16 protein-coding genes are annotated in these 16,853 nt (G+C 29.6%); 6 read left to right on the forward strand and 10 right to left on the reverse strand.

From position 1 onward, the window contains the following. Positions 1 to 2,065 (reverse strand): hypothetical protein (locus tag CLRAG_RS02780; RefSeq protein ID WP_420808089.1); only part of this gene is annotated, 2,065 nt, incomplete at its 3' end. 399 nt (positions 2,066 to 2,464) lie between these two features. Here CLRAG_RS02780 and CLRAG_RS02785 point away from each other — a divergent pair. The 5 genes from CLRAG_RS02785 to CLRAG_RS02805 all read left to right on the forward strand — a co-directional run bounded on the left by CLRAG_RS02785 (position 2,465) and on the right by CLRAG_RS02805 (position 6,905). Continuing rightward, positions 2,465 to 3,184: a LytR/AlgR family response regulator transcription factor gene (locus CLRAG_RS02785; protein ID WP_065076974.1), complete on the forward strand. Its 720-nt coding sequence runs from the start codon at positions 2,465 to 2,467 to the stop codon at positions 3,182 to 3,184. After that, positions 3,181 to 4,530, forward strand: a complete 1,350-nt coding sequence (locus tag CLRAG_RS02790; RefSeq protein WP_065076975.1) for a sensor histidine kinase — start codon at positions 3,181 to 3,183, stop codon at positions 4,528 to 4,530. Before CLRAG_RS02785 ends, CLRAG_RS02790 begins: the two co-directional genes overlap by 4 nt. 179 nt (positions 4,531 to 4,709) lie before the next feature. Next, positions 4,710 to 5,420 carry an ABC transporter ATP-binding protein gene (locus CLRAG_RS02795; RefSeq protein WP_065076976.1) on the forward strand — a complete coding sequence of 237 codons (711 nt, stop codon included), beginning with the start codon at positions 4,710 to 4,712 and terminating at the stop codon, positions 5,418 to 5,420. A 1-nt stretch (position 5,421) separates the two neighbouring features. Then, entirely contained in the window at positions 5,422 to 6,108 is a 687-nt protein-coding gene (locus CLRAG_RS02800; protein ID WP_065076977.1) for an ABC-2 transporter permease, read from the forward strand. Next, positions 6,105 to 6,905 carry a hypothetical protein gene (locus CLRAG_RS02805; RefSeq protein WP_065076978.1) on the forward strand — a complete coding sequence of 267 codons (801 nt, stop codon included), beginning with the start codon at positions 6,105 to 6,107 and terminating at the stop codon, positions 6,903 to 6,905. Before CLRAG_RS02800 ends, CLRAG_RS02805 begins: the two co-directional genes overlap by 4 nt. A gap of 97 nt (positions 6,906 to 7,002) precedes the next feature. Here the strand turns inward: CLRAG_RS02805 and CLRAG_RS02810 are convergent, their stop codons facing one another. The 3 genes from CLRAG_RS02810 to CLRAG_RS02820 all read right to left on the reverse strand — a co-directional run bounded on the left by CLRAG_RS02810 (position 7,003) and on the right by CLRAG_RS02820 (position 10,622). Then, positions 7,003 to 7,392: a carboxymuconolactone decarboxylase family protein gene (locus tag CLRAG_RS02810; RefSeq protein ID WP_065076979.1), complete on the reverse strand. Its 390-nt coding sequence runs from the start codon at positions 7,390 to 7,392 to the stop codon at positions 7,003 to 7,005. 204 nt (positions 7,393 to 7,596) lie between these two features. Then, on the reverse strand, positions 7,597 to 9,435 hold the full coding sequence (locus CLRAG_RS02815) for a serine hydrolase (RefSeq protein WP_065076980.1): 1,839 nt from the start codon (positions 9,433 to 9,435) through the stop codon (positions 7,597 to 7,599). 629 nt (positions 9,436 to 10,064) lie between these two features. Beyond that, the gene (locus CLRAG_RS02820; RefSeq protein WP_065076981.1) at positions 10,065 to 10,622 is read right to left on the reverse strand and encodes a nitroreductase family protein; all 558 of its coding nucleotides are present in this window, start codon (positions 10,620 to 10,622) and stop codon (positions 10,065 to 10,067) included. A gap of 459 nt (positions 10,623 to 11,081) precedes the next feature. Between CLRAG_RS02820 and CLRAG_RS02825 the strand changes: the two genes are divergently transcribed. Next, positions 11,082 to 11,321, forward strand: a complete 240-nt coding sequence (locus CLRAG_RS02825; RefSeq protein ID WP_242872079.1) for an SHOCT domain-containing protein — start codon at positions 11,082 to 11,084, stop codon at positions 11,319 to 11,321. Positions 11,322 to 11,504: 183 nt separating this feature from the next. On the opposite strand, the gene CLRAG_RS02830 is transcribed toward CLRAG_RS02825, so the two are convergent. The 6 genes from CLRAG_RS02830 to CLRAG_RS02855 all read right to left on the reverse strand — a co-directional run bounded on the left by CLRAG_RS02830 (position 11,505) and on the right by CLRAG_RS02855 (position 16,832). Further along, a complete protein-coding gene (locus tag CLRAG_RS02830) occupies positions 11,505 to 12,488 on the reverse strand; it encodes a methyl-accepting chemotaxis protein (protein ID WP_065076982.1) in 984 nt (327 codons plus the stop codon). Positions 12,489 to 12,506: 18 nt separating this feature from the next. Then, positions 12,507 to 13,607 carry an FIST signal transduction protein gene (locus CLRAG_RS02835; protein WP_065076983.1) on the reverse strand — a complete coding sequence of 367 codons (1,101 nt, stop codon included), beginning with the start codon at positions 13,605 to 13,607 and terminating at the stop codon, positions 12,507 to 12,509. A gap of 586 nt (positions 13,608 to 14,193) precedes the next feature. Then, complete coding sequence (locus CLRAG_RS02840; RefSeq protein ID WP_065076984.1) at positions 14,194 to 14,841, reverse strand: ABC-2 transporter permease; 648 nt, start codon at positions 14,839 to 14,841, stop codon at positions 14,194 to 14,196. A 106-nt stretch (positions 14,842 to 14,947) separates the two neighbouring features. After that, on the reverse strand, positions 14,948 to 15,598 hold the full coding sequence (locus CLRAG_RS02845; protein ID WP_065076985.1) for an ABC-2 transporter permease: 651 nt from the start codon (positions 15,596 to 15,598) through the stop codon (positions 14,948 to 14,950). Beyond that, positions 15,598 to 16,455: an ABC transporter ATP-binding protein gene (locus CLRAG_RS02850; RefSeq protein WP_065076986.1), complete on the reverse strand. Its 858-nt coding sequence runs from the start codon at positions 16,453 to 16,455 to the stop codon at positions 15,598 to 15,600. Before CLRAG_RS02850 ends, CLRAG_RS02845 begins: the two co-directional genes overlap by 1 nt. A 2-nt stretch (positions 16,456 to 16,457) precedes the next feature. Then, a complete protein-coding gene (locus CLRAG_RS02855; RefSeq protein WP_065076987.1) occupies positions 16,458 to 16,832 on the reverse strand; it encodes a GntR family transcriptional regulator in 375 nt (124 codons plus the stop codon). Between the last annotated feature and the right edge of the window lie 21 nt (positions 16,833 to 16,853).

Consider the following 16,853-nt stretch of genomic DNA (forward strand, 5'->3'; position numbering starts at 1 on the left):
TTAATTCAAAGTTTCCACTTTTGTCTGATTCTGTAGACGTCCATATACTTGGTATATATCTCTCGTCCCCAACTACTGATCCTGCTGCTTCCTGCCTATCTCCTCCTGCTGTTATTATTACTGTTCCCCCCGCAGCTATACTATCTTCATCCAAACTTATTGTGTTATTAGATGCATTTGCAGCGGTTGGTGCAGGATTCACTGTTACCGTATATGTTACCTTTGTCGTTCCATCTTCTGCCGTCACTCCTAGCTTGTCTCCACTTAATACAGGATCATGTAGTGAGGCTTCGTCAAAGCTCTCATGAGATTCTCCCTTTGTTATGGCTGCTATGAAATCTGATTTTGTTGTCCCATAAGGCACATTTGTTATACTCTCATCTGCCGTTCCTCCTGCACTTACTGTATAGCTGTCTGATGTCACCGTTGCTACCGTGCTCTTTGCAGGGTTAACTGTAATTGTGTATGTCACTTTCGTTGTTCCATCTTCTGCCGTCACTACTAGCTTATCTCCATTTACTACAGGATCATGCAGTGATGCTTCATCAAAGCTCTCATGGGATTCTCCCTTTGTCAGTGCTGCTATAAAGTCTGCTTTTGTTGTACCATATGGTACATTTGTTATACTCTCACCTGCCGTTCCTCCTGCACTTACTGTATAACTGTCTGATGTTACCGTTGCTATATTACTTGATGAACTAGGGAAAAAATCATTTACATCTCCTGTAATAAATCCATAACTCAAACTAGTGTTATCAAAATAATGAACCATTAATTTATCTATTTGAGGTATAATTGGATATATGGTAACACTATATTGACTTGCTGCATCTTTAAGATAATTTAAGCTGTCAATATCCATTTTACCTTTTGTCCATTTACTGCTTCCTGCCTTCATACCATAAAAGTATAGTCCATTTATTTGCCAACTATCAGGATCATATACTTCCGAAATAAAATACATATTATCATTTGCATCAATTACCAGATCTCCAATGTCTCCACAATTACAAGAAAGTATATCTTTAGCTTCTATAGATGATGTTACCCATGCACCATCATCTCCTGTGTCAGAGACGATTCCATTTCCCCCATTTAAACTATCAGTATACGCTAAGTATATATTGCCTGCCGAATTCGAAACTGCACCGTAAATATCATATACATATCCTTTTGTAGAACCATCAAGTATTTGATTGGGATTATCATATGGATAAGGAAGAGCATATACATCATTACCATTGCTTCTTGTTATAGTATAAATAATGGTAAATTTGTCCAAGGCATCACTAACAAAATACTTTATACTTCCTGATTCACCAGAAGATAAATTCAAAGATAATTCTTTAACTTGTGACCACGTGCTATTTGAATTTGCACCAGACTTAACAACGATATAGCTGTCTGAAGTATTATTACTATTTCTTTTTATGTATGCTAAAGTAATATCACCAGAAGCATTTATTTGCATTTTAGCATATTCATACTGATAATGTGTAACTGAAAGTGACCCATCACTAAGAGCTTGTGTTTCAATTGCATTAAAAGATCCATCCCATGTTCCTGAATTTGTGTTGTATTTTCCAAAACATAGCTCTTTATTGTATTTGCAATATACTCCATTGTCAGTATTGAGAACTGTCCCATTCTCAACAACTACAATATTTAAAATTCCAGATGAATCTATGAGCATAGAAATTCCATCATAATAATTGCTATCTTGGTTTAGTCCTATCTTTGAATTTAAGCTAACAACACTTGTCCATATATTAGTTGAAGGAACATATTTGTATATCTTATAGTCAATGGTACCAGAACCGCCTTTTACACTTCCTTGTACAGCAAAAGCACAATACATATCACCATTTGGCGCTTTTGTAATTGCCATGGGACTTCCATAATAAGAGCTTCCCGAACCATAAATGCCAGAGGTTACGGATGCCTTAACCGGGTTATAATATACAAATGTTAGTAAAATAGCACTAACCATAAATAGAAAAACTCTCATTAAAGTAAAAAAAGCTATTTTTTGTTGTCCAGATACTGTACTTTTTGTACAGTACATATTAACACCTCTTTTCTATAAATTATTAGTCACCTATAATTTAAATTTCAATTCAATCTTATGACGTAAAAATAACTGCTGATAAAAATTAATTTCTTTTACAGCTTAATAGATTTTCCTCCATATTATTGAAAATACATTTCTTATTATAAATCGACTTTTTCCGACATGTATTTATTATATCATGAATTTCTGATAATACAGAAAATTTTTACTAGATATTAAATAAAAACTAATTATATTTATTTCTAAATTTAAGCTTTTCAGATTATATAAAGAAATGATCTCCAAAAAAATTTTTCCCTAGATACTATCCATAGTACCTAAGGAGACAATCAATAATAAATTCACAAATAATGATATAATTATATTATTATTTGTGAATAAGTGAGGTATAGTATGCTGGAAATATTTATTTGTGACGACAACAAATCTTATAGAGATAAAATTAAACAAATTATTGAAAACACTATTTTGAGGGAATCTTTAGATTTGCATATACCCCTCTGCACTAACAGCCCAATAGAACTATTAAAGTATGTAAAAGATCATGCAGCAACTGGGATTTACTTTCTGGATGTTGATTTAAAAAGCAGCATGAATGGAATAAAGCTTGGTGAAAAAATAAGAGACTTAGATCCCTTTGGATTCATAATATTTACAACTATCCATATGGAAATGAGCTATCTCGTATTTAAATACAAAGTTGAAGCAATGGATTATGTTGCTAAAGACGAAGATGATTTTAAAGCACGGGTAACAAGTTGTCTTATGAAGGCTTATAACATTTATACTAGAGAAAATCTTAGTGAAGGATATATTAAAGTAAATGAAGATTCTAGAATAATAAATATAAAGCTATCTGATATCTTATTTATTGAGACAAGCAGTACCCCTCATAAGATAAGAGTACATGAGGAAAATAGACAAATAGAGTTTTATGGAAATCTTAAAGATATGGAGCAAAAACTAACTTCAAACTTTTACAGGTGTCATAAGTCCTATATTGTAAATAAAAACAAGATTGATGAAATAGATCTGAAAAATAACAAAATCATTATGGTAAATGGAGAAGAATGTTTTGTTTCTTTTAGATACAAGAGAGGCCTTATAAAATGATCATCAAAAAATTTCCCATAAGTAAACTTTTTACAGACGTGATCTTCCCTTCACTGCAAATTAGCTTATTATGTTGTATTTCAATATACATATTATTTAAAGATAAAGTTACCTTAAATGTAATGAAAAAGTACTTTCTCATATCTTTTGTAGTTGGAGTGGTGCTTCAAACTGGTTCATATACCATAATACTCCCTATCTTTACAATACTAATAATATTCTTATTAAAAAATAGTAAAGACATAAAAAGTACTATAGAAATACTCATAACCATTTTTACAATATGCTTTATTAACATCATGTATAATGGAATTTTAAAATTAGATGTTTATAAAACAATATCTTTTAAAAATTGCATTGTTGAACTCATAATTATTCTATTTTTTACACTTTTAATATATATAATTAAAAAGTATATTCCATGTAAACTTAGAAAATCAAGAAAAATTTCAATACAGCAAATAAGATATAGGATGATTCTAATTATAAGTATTCCTATAGCCTTAAGTATATTCTTTATTTATCCTCTGGCAGATTCAGCAAATTACTTTGGAATATATTTTATAATTGAATGCTATCTTCCACTTGGGATTCCTCTTATTTCAATAATACTCATACTTATAATAATTTATAATTATGACAAGAGTTTAAAAATTGAATTTGATTTAAAAAGAGAAATTGAAGAAAAAGACAGAATAGAAGAATATGCACATGTAGTTGAAGAAATGTACAGTGAAACCAGAAAATTCAAGCATGATTATATAAATATGCTTATTCCTCTTAAGGAATATATAGATACTTCTAATGTGAATGATCTGAAAGATTTCTTTTATGACAATGTACTCAACATAGACAAAGATATAAAGTGGAATAACACAAATATAGATAAGTTAAAATATATTAAGATACTGCCTTTAAAGGCCCTGATTTCCACAAAACTAATAAAAGCATTATCCTCAAGGATAAATATAAAAGTAGAAATAGTGGAAGATATATCTCAAATATCTATGAACATAATGGATTTATGCAGAATACTTGGAATACTTTTGGATAATGCAATAGAAGCATCACTAAAGTGTAATTTGCCTAAGCTATATTTCTGCATTTGTGTAAAAAAGGATTATGTGGTTATAGCCGTTCACAATAACTTTGGGAATACAAAACCAGTGATACACAAAATATATGAAAAAGGTTTTTCAACTAAAGGAGATGGAAGAGGCCTTGGCTTATATATCTTAAAAGATACTATAGATACAAAATATAATAATGTATTTATAAATACATCCGTTGAGGACAATATGTTTATACAGGAATTATGGATTAAGAATATGCATGGGACATCCTAACTAGGATGTCTTTTTCTTTAACGTAAGTTTTTTAATCTTAACCGTATCAGCTTCTGCTATTTATGAATTCAGGACATCCTTTTTGGACTAATATATAAAATATGCACTAATACCTGTTAATATGTAATGGATGTTTAGGTTTGCAAACTAAAAATTAATCTTTTAAGAAAGGATAAAAAATGGAACCAATTTTAAAAGTAAAAAATTTAAGTAAATACTATAAGAGTCAAAAAGTAATTGACAACATCAATATGAAGGTATTCAAAGGAGACATCTATGGTTTTATAGGTCCAAACGGAGCTGGGAAAACAACAACTATAAAAACTATTTTGCGTTTACTAAAACCTTCAAGTGGTGAAGTCTTCATAGATGGCAAAAATGTATTTAAAAATGGAGAAAACAATCCTTCAGATATAGGAGCCATGATAGACTATCCAAGCTTTTATAATAATTTATCTGGATATAAAAATTTAATACTCTATGCAAATGTCTTGAATCTCAGCAAAGAGAGAGTTTATGAGGTTTTGGAATTAGTAAAATTGATAGATGATAAAGATAAAAAAGTAAGCAATTATTCTATGGGAATGAAGCAGAGGCTTGCAGTGGCAAGAGCATTTTTATCTAAACCCCAAATTGTTATATTAGATGAACCAACTAATGGCCTCGACCCTGAAGGAGTAAGAGATATGAGAAATTTAATTAACAAATTAGCTAGGGAAAATGGTACAACTTTCATATACTGTTCTCACATTTTAAATGAAGTACAAAATATATGTAATAGAGTTGCAATGATAAATAAAGGCAGAATAATTGTTGAAGATTCTATGAAAAATCTACTTAAAAGTGCTAATTCTCTAGAAGACTATTTTATGAAAGCAGTGGGACTCTAATATGATAAAAAATGAATTTATAAAATTTTTTACTCCTTTAAAAATATCAATATATGGAGGTATCATATTTATATTCATTTTATTGAATGATGTAATATTTGGAGATAAAGCCTCCGCTATAGTTACTTTTCACAGCTTGCTTTATAACGATATGTCTTCCCTTGTGTTTATGCTTCCAATAATTTTAGCACCAATAGCTTCCGATATGATTACACGTGATTATGAATCTGGCTGCATGAAATTTGTTGTAATTTATAAAGGCAAAGCAAAAGTACTTTTATGCAAAATAGTTTCTCTTATTTTAATAACAGGCATTATGATAATTTTTACATTTGCTATTTTAAATGTAATCTATATTTTCAAAGATTCAGTACATATTAATTTACTTTTAGATATAAAAATGGGATTGTTGTTTTTAACTGCACTTATGCCAGTATTACTTATATATGTTTTAATTTCTATACTATCCAAAAACAGCACTATACTATCATTGCTCGTATTTCTTTTAATTGTAATGTCAGACTTTATTCCTAAGACAATTGGAAATATAACTCCACGAAGATTTCTATGGGAATGTCTTTTAAAAAATCAAACTGATAAATTTTCTATAATCTTATTTTCAATATACATTATAATTCTTGTATTTTTAAACTTTAAGTTATTCAATAAAAAGGAGCTGATACATTGATACTCAAACTTTTTAAAAATGAAATTATAAAAATGCTGCATTCTAAAAAATTATATGTACTTATGGTATTTGTCATATTCATGATTTCAGCAATATGTTATATGATATATTTAGAGAAAGGACATATAATGAATAATGCACCTATGTCACGCAAATACAACAGTCAGCTTAAAATTGAGATCTTGAACATGAATAGTGTAATATTTTTAAAGCAATTCAGCACAGAATTTATATTTAGGACAGTCGTACCATACTTTGCATTCTTCATGACTGTATTTTCAGTTAGCATATTTGGTGAAGATTTTTTTAGTGGGAACATGAAATACTTTGCAAGATTAACTAAAGATCATGTTAATGTATTTAAAGCAAAAATACTTAGTATTATTTTTTATTCAGCACTAGTAGTTATTTTGACATTGATATTAGGATTTACAATAAGTGCATTTGTTTTTAAATTGAGTTTTGATGGTTTAGGAAGAATTGTATTAATTTATTTTTCTGCAATAATTCCAGTTGCTTCATTTGGATTAATTATAGGAATAATATCTTTGTTTTTTAAAAACACAACAATTAGTATATCTATAGGCATTGTAAGTTCCATATTTTTAACTGTTTCAGACAGACTTACAATCACAAGTAACTTTTCGCCTATAGGAGTACTTGGTCTTATGGAGAAGTTCAGAGCTGACAATATATCATTAATCTCTTTGCTGATGGTAAATGGAGTATCCATTATATATTTGCTAGGTGCTTATTTTATAGGAAGAAAATTGTTCAAAAATAAGGAATTTGCCTGAAACTTTTCTAATCATTTTCAATCTCCAGAGTTAATAATAAAAAAGTACCTTAATCCATTATATTTATATGGTTTAAAGTGCTTTTGTGGTACTTGTCCTATTTTTGATTTTCTTTCATAGAGTTTATTTCTTCAAACCTTTTCTCTGCTGCGTTTATTGCCTCCACTCCTGCTTTACATAAAACATTAATACCTTTAACAATAGTTACAATCACAAATGCTTCTACTAATTCTTCCATAGTCAAACCTGCTTCTATGGCAGCAACAGCATGTGACTTTGCACCACTTACTTCATCATCTAAACTATCCAATATGGCAAAAATTAATTCTCTTGTTTTTTTAGGTAAATGTCCTTCTTGAACCGATTCACGCATGGTTAAATAACCCTTTAATCCATCAGGACAATATTTAGATAAAGCTTTAGCAAAAGGCGGATCCCATTTCAATTCATTCTTATAATAATCAAGTATACTTTCTAAATCTTTCACAATTAATTCCCCCACTTTTATAATATATTATTTTTTCCTTTATTCTACATTTTCATTATAGTATAAAAACTATTTTGAATATAGGGTTTTCTAACTCAAAAATCAACTTATACGCAGGTATATGAAAATCTAAAATTCAAAAAGCTGCTGACAAAATATTTCATCAACAGCCTTACTAATACAAAATACTATATTGTTTAATTTTTAATTAATTTTATCACCATGATACTGCATTCCATAACCAGGCATATTAATGGTAATACCTGTAATTTGTCCATTTGAATTTTTATCAAATGTAGTATCTCCATATAAAATTCTCATAAAGAATTTATCTTGAGATTCAGCAAAAAGCTCATATTTTTGATTTGTTCCATCTGCTAAATAATAAAGATGCCCACCTTCATTTGTTATTGAAATATTTCCCATATCTTTAGATTGATATTTTCCTACATATTTATTTAATACACTATTATCAAGTTTTATAACATTCTTTGCTTTAGGCATACTATAATTATTTTTTCCAAGTGCTATATTTGAAAGAGTGTATGTAAGTGGATTTATAGTATAGTATCCTGAATTTGTAAGTATAATTATACTTAAACCTTTATCTGTATACCTTGCTATATTGCTTGTAAATCCAAGTACATTTCCATCATGAAAAACCTCATGGCCATTATCTCCATCAACTATCATCCAGCCATAACCATAGTAGATGCCGCTTCCTTTTGCCATTTCAACATACTTTGAAAACACTTTGTCCATAGTTTTCTTGCTTACAAGCTTTTCTGTATCAAGTGCCATATTCCATCTATATAAATCTTCTGTAGTAGAATATAAATTACCTGCTCCATGTACCCCATCAACTATAATTTCATCGCTTATTGGTGTAGTATCCAAATATCCTTGATATCCACTTGAATTATACATTTTTTCTTTTCCTATATATCCAATTCCCGTATCATTCATATTTAGTGGTTTAAATATATTCTTATTTAAATAATTTTCATAATTCATTCCACTTACTTTTTCAACTATATATCCAAGTAATAAATATCCTGAATTAGAATATTCAAATTGAGTGCCTGGTTTAAAATTAAGAGGTTTATTCTTAAAAAAGTTAATTGCAGTATTTATATTTTGCAAGTCCTCAGGCTTCATATTCAAAAATCCAGGCATCTCATTTAAACTTTTAATACCAGATGTATGAGTAAGTAAATTATAGATAGTTATTTCATCTCCATGTGGAAAATCAGGTACGTACTTTGAAAGTTTATCTTGTTCACTTAAGAGTCCCTTTTGTTCAAGCTGCATTATTGCCATTGCTGTAAATTGTTTCGTCATTGATCCTATCAAGAATCTAGTCTGAGATGTATTTTTAATATTTTGTTCGAAGTTTGCCATACCATACCCTCTATTTAAGAGTATATTTCCATCTTTAGCAACTAAAACACTTCCATGAAAGTTATCTGATTTTTGTAAGGCAGTTAAATAATCATCCAACTTTGTAGCAATTATTTTATCATTTGCATAAACTAATTGCTTATTCAAGCTATCTTCAGTATTTTTTTTCATATCAGATATTTTGACTATCTGAGTAGTACTGTCCCAATCAACTAATTTATTAAATGCTTCACTAAAAAACTCAAGTGGTACAAAAACTTGTCCATAATTTACTATTGGAATTGTGGAAAGCGTAATAGCCTTACCGTTAGCAGTTACTTTCTCATCTCCACTTTTAAATGTAATATTTACGTTAGAACCTTTTATTGTAATATTACCATCCTTAACCTGTAAAACAGCATCACTTCTGATTTGTTTAAGTATTGGAATAAGTGGCATCATAACTTTTGAATTTGAATTCACATATGGTTTTGGATCTAATATAATTGCTTTATCATTTACCTTTACTACAATTGAACTAGTTTTAGATGCAGTTATAGCTGTTCCAGTCCCAGCAATCGCTTGTGCACTTACAGGTGTTACAGCTGAATAAGTGACAAGAGTAAGCGATACAAGAAGACCTGATATACACTTTTTAATCATTCACACATCCATCCCTTCAAATTTTTGATTGAGGGATTGAATTTTACAAATCTTACTTATCTTCAATAAAATTCCCCCCCTATTAATATATCATTAAATGATACACTGTAAATAAATCATATCATTTAATGATATACGTGTCAATGTATAACTTAATTTCCTATATGCCCAAATTATACCGTCACTTTGATAAGTAATATTAAAGAAAGTCTTAAGAAAAACTTAAGATTAATTCCTCCATTTTCATAATGTATTATTAGTTCCTATATTATAATCTTAAAATTATTTATAATAAACAGAGTTCTAAGCAAAAAATCAAAGAGTTCACAGCTAATTATTGAAAACTGTAATCTCTTTGATACCTATAGTGATTCTAATTTAAATTGAAACTTATGCATGAAATATAATGACAAAATTGAAATCACATTTAAAAACTTTTTCATAAGTCTTAGCGAGATATTTTAGAAAATCTTAGAAGATTAGATATGTCTGAGGTACGAGTTTATCTAATCTTCTTTAGATTTTCAAAATACGAACTTTAGACTTATTAAAAGTTTTTATAGTGATGAAATTTGTTATTATATGATATTGTATAAGTTAACTTTCAATCTAGAAACTCTATAAAAATTTTACTTAGAAAATATTAAAGGTTTTTTTCTTTCTGGTGGAGTCAATTTAGTTTTCATATATCCCATACTCATGGTAGAAACCAATTCATACTTTTCAGGTACCCCATGCTTTTCTTTAAATTCTTTTGTATTTAATAGAGCTTCTGCAAATCCAATCCAGCAAGTCCCAATCCCCATGCTGTGGGCTGCAAGCATAATATTGCCTGCTGCAAGACTGCAGTCATAAACATGCCAGTGAGATTCTTTATTTCCGTAAATAACTAGCACTGTACCTGCATTATTAAATATATTATATTTAGGATTCTTTAACCAACTCTCATATTGACCTAAGTAAGGATATTTTTCAATATTTTTCAATAAATACTGTTTTGTAGCTTCAGATAAAGAATCTATTTCATCCTTGTCCTGAATAACTACAAATCCCCATGGTTCAAGACCTGAACCAGTTGAAGCTTTTGTTCCAAGCTCTATAAGATTAGTTATAGTTTCTTTAGATATTACTTCATCTGTATATGCTCGAACACTTCTTTTACCGCTAATGCATTCTAAAACTTCCATTTTATTACCCCTTTCAAGACCTGTTTTTTTAACTCAACCTTCAGATATACAAAGTTTTGATTAATAGTTAAGAATGAAGAATTAATAGTTAATGTGGATTTTTTTTCCGTTACACTACAAAAAATCTTTGATTAAGCTTTTCACTACTCGTTTTGCTAAAGCAAAATATTGCTGATTTATATAAATTTAAAGATTTTTTGCGACAGCTAAAAATTATCCTTTACTATTAATTTTTCATTATTAATTCTTAACTTGCGAAGCTTTGCTTCGCAAAGTTTTTAAACTGTGAAAGTTGAGTTTTTAATAGTTAGTATTCTATGTTTCTAATTTCTTTATATTTTATTTTTCTTTTCTTGTCAATAAAAAATGCCAAAAAATTTATAAGAATAATTTTTATATATAATTCAAATAATTAAATTAATAACTATTTTTCAATAAAAAGTGAAGGTGATATTAATAATGGGTTATTATGGATATGGAATGATGGGATACGGCTGGGGACTTTTTATGATGATATGTATGATTGCCTTAACAATTTTAGCTGCTGTGGCTCTTATACGCTACCTTCATCAATCAAGTAAGCCAAATAACCAAATAGCTGGAAACAATAATGCCTTAAACATACTTAATGAAAGGTATGCCAGAGGAGAACTAACTGAAGAAGAATATAGAAACAAGAAAACTCAAATTCAATCATAAACAGAGTTCTTAGCATCAGATGGAGTTTTGACTCCACCTGACGCTTAGAAATCGTTATCCAGGGACGTAACTGCTCTTTACTCCCACTTGGAAAAGCGGGAGTATTAGAGCAGGTAGTCATCGGATAACATTATATAAAAAATACCAGCAAAAATTACCTGGTATTTTTTAATTACATCTCTATTATTTCTCTTTCATCTTTTCTGCAAAAATAGCATCAAGCTGTTCTAAAAAATTAATTATATCTGAAAATATTGCTGACTTTTGGGATGACTGCATATTTAAATCACTAATTTCATTTTTTACAACTTTTGAAGAGTTAATTATGTTCCTTATATCATTTGATATTTCTTCAACTTCTTTCTCATTGCTGCTTATAGAACTGCTAATTTCTCCCGATCTTTCTTTTACTTCCTTAGATGAATTAAGAATTTCCGTAAAAACTTGTTCTGTACTTTCTGCCGAGGATATTCCTTCCTTTAAAGCTGAACTAGAATTTTTTATAGCTCCAGATAATTTACCCAAGTTGTCATTCATACCTGACATCTTTCTATTTATGCCTTCCACCAATTCTTTAGTTGAATCTGCAAGTTTTCCAACTTCTCCAGCAACAACTGCAAATCCTTTTCCTGCTTCTCCAGCCCTTGCTGCTTCAATATTAGCATTTAACGCCAGAAGATTTGTCTCATTAGCTATATCACTGATATTGCTTGATAATTCTCCTATATCATTAAAAGAACTTTCAAGTGTCTTAAACATATCGGCAAATTCATTCATACTGCTTTGAATATTACTCATTTTTTTCTCTAAATCACCAACAATAACTTTGGCATCATCTAAAGATTTTATGGAATTATCTGCAGCTGCATTTATATTATTCGAACTTGTCGAAAAATAACTGAAATTATCATTGAAGTTATTTAGCACATCTTCTATTTTACTTATACTTTGAGAAACTTGATTAAATGTATTTGAAACATCATATACAGCCTTTGATATTGTAATTTCACTATCCATAAGATTGGACATTCTTTCTTGTATATAATTCAAACTATAATTAATATATTTATTCTCATCAATATCAACATTTGACTTAGCTTTGCTTTTTTCACTGCAGCTGCTATCTACTATATCCACTTCTTCATTTCTTTTAAATATTTTAAGCATATATGTCCTCCCTTGTATTTATTCAAAAACACCAATTACCATAGTTTGATTAAAATGATAATCCCCCATTTGTTCGCCATAGCTTGCAAATCCTACATAATCTCCAAGTTCACCTAATTGTTTTGCAAATTTCTCTGCAAAACCTTCCTTTTCAAAAAGCATGGTTCTCGCAATACAATTGATCACTATCGCACATGAGATATGATCAAAATCATTGTTTATTTTAGATATGGTGGATTTTAATATTTCTTTATAATTATCCGGTTCAAGTAAAACCACAGTGGTGTTTTTATATAGTCTGCTGTAATAGGAAATTGCTCTATCGTCAATTAGATTCCTATTTGCTGAAATGTATAGATCATTACCTACAACTCTTCCCAGCGGATGAGTATCAAATAGTTCTTTAATACTACTTACAGGAACATTTAAACTTTCAGCAAGGACTTCAGCACAGGGTCTTTCATTGAGCTCATACACAATCCTCTGTTTCGGATCTACTTTAGTAACCAAAAAGGAGTGATTTGTTTTCTTGAATATATTTTCCTTATATATTTTTATTTTTCCACTCAAGTTTCTGATTAACACAAATACACAATTATTACTGTATACCTTTCCATTTAATCCTACATAAGTAGTTTGGAACTCTCCATCATCTGCCGAAGTTCCTCCAAACAAAGGTATCTTATATACTTCTAGTAAAGAATTCATAGTTGATATAACCTTCTCTTCGCTATTGGTCGTCCCAACACAAAACTCAAGACATACTGTATTATTTGTATTCTTAAATTTACTTACAGCATCTTGAAGTCTTTGAATGTACTTTACTGGATACTTGTCTATTTCTTCAATTACACCAGCAAAACATTCTATGCCATCTTCAAAACTCATGGCAAGCAGTGCACCATTCGTAAGTCCATACCTGCAAATTTCTCTATATGCAGAAGAACCAATTAATATGGAATTGGGAAATTTGTCATGTAGTAATTTGCTAAATTGTTCAAATCGGCTCTTACTCGTATAGTAAACTATCAACTTAGGATTAGTAAAATCTTGAGTAGCTTCTTCTAATGCTGACTGGAGATTATTAGATTTTCCTATTCCAACTTTCGTCTTAATCATCTTTAAATTTCTCCTTTTTTCTCAAAGTATATCTTTATCAAGTGATTCTTAGGTTCAGATGGAGTTTGCCTATAAGGATGACTTTATCCAGCTGAACCTTAGAAGAACTTATCCAGGGACATAGCTGCTCTTTGCTCCCACTTAGAGAAAAGCAGATGTCTCAAATTCTTTGATTTGGTGACAGTCGCTTTCACAGAGTACGTGGGGGTATTAGAGCAGGTAGTCATCGGATAAAACAATTTTGCATTTTTTATAATATCATTGTAATCCTTTACCCTACAAATTTCTACATTTTTCAATAATAAAAATCAAACTCAGTTAAAACCTTTTTTGTAAATTTTCGTTAATAATCAAAAAAGATTATCTTTTTAACTATATACAAATCATTAAAAAGTAATCTTTCCATTAATTAAATATTATGACTTATGGATAAATAGGCATTTCACATAATTGATCATCGCACTCACCGGATTGTTTGGAAAAAGCTTTTTCCCAAATAATATAAAGACAATTATAATAACTAATGCCAATATATCTCTATAATCCATTTATCTTACACCTCCAAAATAGTAGCAAAAGATTTCTTTTACATATCTTTATTAGAATATACCTTAAGAGATATGGAATATGAAATTAGCACAGCTAAAATTGCTATTAAAAGTAATATAACAGGCAAGTACTTCAAAATAATATGTATATATTGTACAGCTAAAGGAGAAAATTTTAATTTAGCAAATTTGGATTTGCCAATAACTATGCCAGCAGGTGCTAAAAAAACTAAAAGTATAAGAACACGTGATTTCTCCACTCCAAATTTATAAATAACAGGCAGCGTAACACTTATAAATAAAAAACCACCTGCCATAGCTGCTCCATTGACTGTAAATATTTCTATGACATCTAAATTATGTTTATTAATTCCCTGAGCAAAACTGAGAGCTGTTGCTAGTATTGACCCGATAAAAATTACAATGATGGAAACCATATATTTTGAGAGAACTACATCTCTTCTTGTAACCGGCATGGTAAGTGCATATTTATCCCACTTTGCTGTATTGTCATATGACATAGTATTTATAACAAATATACTTACAAAAAATATTATAAATACATCCCAAACTTCCATATTAATGCCCTGTAAAAAATAAAATAAGCTGAAGACTACAATTGGAATAAACAAAGATTTTCCACTGCTTTTTAAGTTATACAAATCTTTTAAAATCAACCCATTCATTATTTATCACCCCTAATATAAAATATCAGAATATTCCTCTATCATAAAACTTGCTACATATCCTTTAAAATTAAATTAATATACAAAAATACACAAATTAAACATTTTACATATCTCTATTACTATATACTTTTATGGATATGGCATAGGAAATTAGCATAACTAAAATTGTTATTAAAAGTGATATAATAGGCAAGTACTGCAAAATAATATCCATATACTGTTTCTTCAAAGGGGAAAAACTTAACTTTGCAAGTTTAGATTTAGAAATACCTGTAATGCCACCACATACTAAAAAAAATACTAAAAATATAACAATACGCGACTTCTCTACTCCAAATTTATAAATGACAGGTAATGTAATGCTTATAAGCAAAAATCCCACTGCCAAAACAGCCCCAGTAACTTCAAATATCTCCACCATATCTAAGTTATGCTTATAAATTCCCTGAGCAAAACACAAAGCTACTGCAATCCCTGCCCCAATAAGACTTAAAATAATGGAAATCAGATATTTTGAAAGTACCACATCTTTCCTTGTAACTGGCATAGTCAGTGCGTATTTATCCCACTTTGCTATGTTGTCATATGACATAGTATTTATAACAAGCATGCTTGCTAAAATTACCACAAGTCCATTTAAAAAACCCATATTATCTTGTTGAAAAAATATAACCCCAAAACCTATAAGCCAAATAATTAAAAATTTACTACTTTTTTTTAAATTGTATAAATCTTTTAGAATTAACCCCAGCATTATTTATCACCCCTAATATAAAATAACATGATATCTTCTATGGAAGTGTTGTCCACCACAAGTTTTGGATGCTTCTCTATAAAATCGTATTTGTCATTTATTAAAACCTCATACCCAAATTGATTTTTTCTGTAATTTATAAATTCTTCTTTAGAAAGATTATTAAAATCTGAAGTTCCACATTTCAATATACCCATATTTTCTCTCAAATCATCTTTGCTTTTGCTAAAAACTACCTGTCCATCGTGAATGAAAGTAATGTAATCTGCTATCTTATCAAGGTCGCTGGTTACATGAGATGATAACAAAATAGAATGTTCTTCATCTTGAATAAAATCCAAAAATATATCAAGAATTTCTTCCCTGGCAACAGGGTCAAGGCCTCCTGTTGCCTCATCCAAAATCAGAAGTTTTGGCTTATGAGCCAGTGCAGCAGCAATACACAATTTCATTTTCATTCCCCTTGAAAATTCTTTTACAATTTTATCTTTAGGTACTTGAAATTTATCCAGGTAGCTAAAAAAGAGATTGCTGTCCCACTGTTTATAAATCTTTGCCATAAATTTTGAAATGTTTTTTGCATTTAAAGTGTCATGAAAATTACTTTCATCAAAAACTACACCAATCTGTTCTTTTATATACTTTTCATCTTTTATATTGTCATGATCGAGTATTTTTATCTCTCCACTTTCCCTGCTAATCAAATTTAAAATAGCTTTTAATGTAGTAGTTTTTCCTGCACCATTCTCACCTATAAATCCTACGATACTGCCTTTAGGTACAGAAAATGAAACATTTTTCAAGCTAAAATTTTTATAAATTTTGTTTAATCCCCTAACACTTATTGCTTCATCCATAATTATTCTCCTTTATATAATAATTTTAGAATATCTTCTAGTTCCTCATAACTAATGCCACTTACCTTTGCAAGATCCACAGCTTTTTGTAAATGTTCTTCTGCAAGGCGCAGCTGTTCTTCTTTTATAATCTCCATATTCTTGCCTGCTACAAAACTTCCCTTTCCCTTTACTGTTTCAATAAAGCCATCTCTCTCTAAATCTGTGTAGGCACGTTTTGTAGTTATAACACTGATCCTCAGTTCTTTAGCCAAAAGCCTCATGCTGGGCAGAGCATATCCTTCAGCCAAGGAACCTCTTATAATCATGTTTTTTATTTGGGCTGATATTTGTTCATAAATTGGTTTATCGCTGGAGTTGCTTATGATGATATCCAACTAATCACCCCTTATCTTAAA

It is taken from the genome of Clostridium ragsdalei P11, from assembly GCF_001675165.1.
In the GTDB taxonomy this organism is placed as follows: domain Bacteria; phylum Bacillota; class Clostridia; order Clostridiales; family Clostridiaceae; genus Clostridium_B; species Clostridium_B ragsdalei.

Bases quoted from the DNA above. Each gene is read 5' to 3' on its own strand.
- CLRAG_RS02785 (WP_065076974.1), top strand. From the start codon at position 2,465: ATGCTGGAAATATTTATTTGTGACGACAACAAATCTTATAGAGATAAA.
- CLRAG_RS02790 (WP_065076975.1), top strand. From the start codon at position 3,181: ATGATCATCAAAAAATTTCCCATAAGTAAACTTTTTACAGACGTGATC.
- CLRAG_RS02795 (WP_065076976.1), top strand. From the start codon at position 4,710: ATGGAACCAATTTTAAAAGTAAAAAATTTAAGTAAATACTATAAGAGT.
- CLRAG_RS02800 (WP_065076977.1), top strand. From the start codon at position 5,422: ATGATAAAAAATGAATTTATAAAATTTTTTACTCCTTTAAAAATATCA.
- CLRAG_RS02815 (WP_065076980.1), bottom strand. From the start codon at position 9,435: ATGATTAAAAAGTGTATATCAGGTCTTCTTGTATCGCTTACTCTTGTC.
- CLRAG_RS02820 (WP_065076981.1), bottom strand. From the start codon at position 10,622: ATGGAAGTTTTAGAATGCATTAGCGGTAAAAGAAGTGTTCGAGCATAT.
- CLRAG_RS02825 (WP_242872079.1), top strand. From the start codon at position 11,082: ATGGGTTATTATGGATATGGAATGATGGGATACGGCTGGGGACTTTTT.
- CLRAG_RS02830 (WP_065076982.1), bottom strand. From the start codon at position 12,488: ATGCTTAAAATATTTAAAAGAAATGAAGAAGTGGATATAGTAGATAGC.
- CLRAG_RS02835 (WP_065076983.1), bottom strand. From the start codon at position 13,607: ATGATTAAGACGAAAGTTGGAATAGGAAAATCTAATAATCTCCAGTCA.
- CLRAG_RS02840 (WP_065076984.1), bottom strand. From the start codon at position 14,841: ATGAATGGGTTGATTTTAAAAGATTTGTATAACTTAAAAAGCAGTGGA.
- CLRAG_RS02845 (WP_065076985.1), bottom strand. From the start codon at position 15,598: ATGCTGGGGTTAATTCTAAAAGATTTATACAATTTAAAAAAAAGTAGT.
- CLRAG_RS02850 (WP_065076986.1), bottom strand. From the start codon at position 16,455: ATGGATGAAGCAATAAGTGTTAGGGGATTAAACAAAATTTATAAAAAT.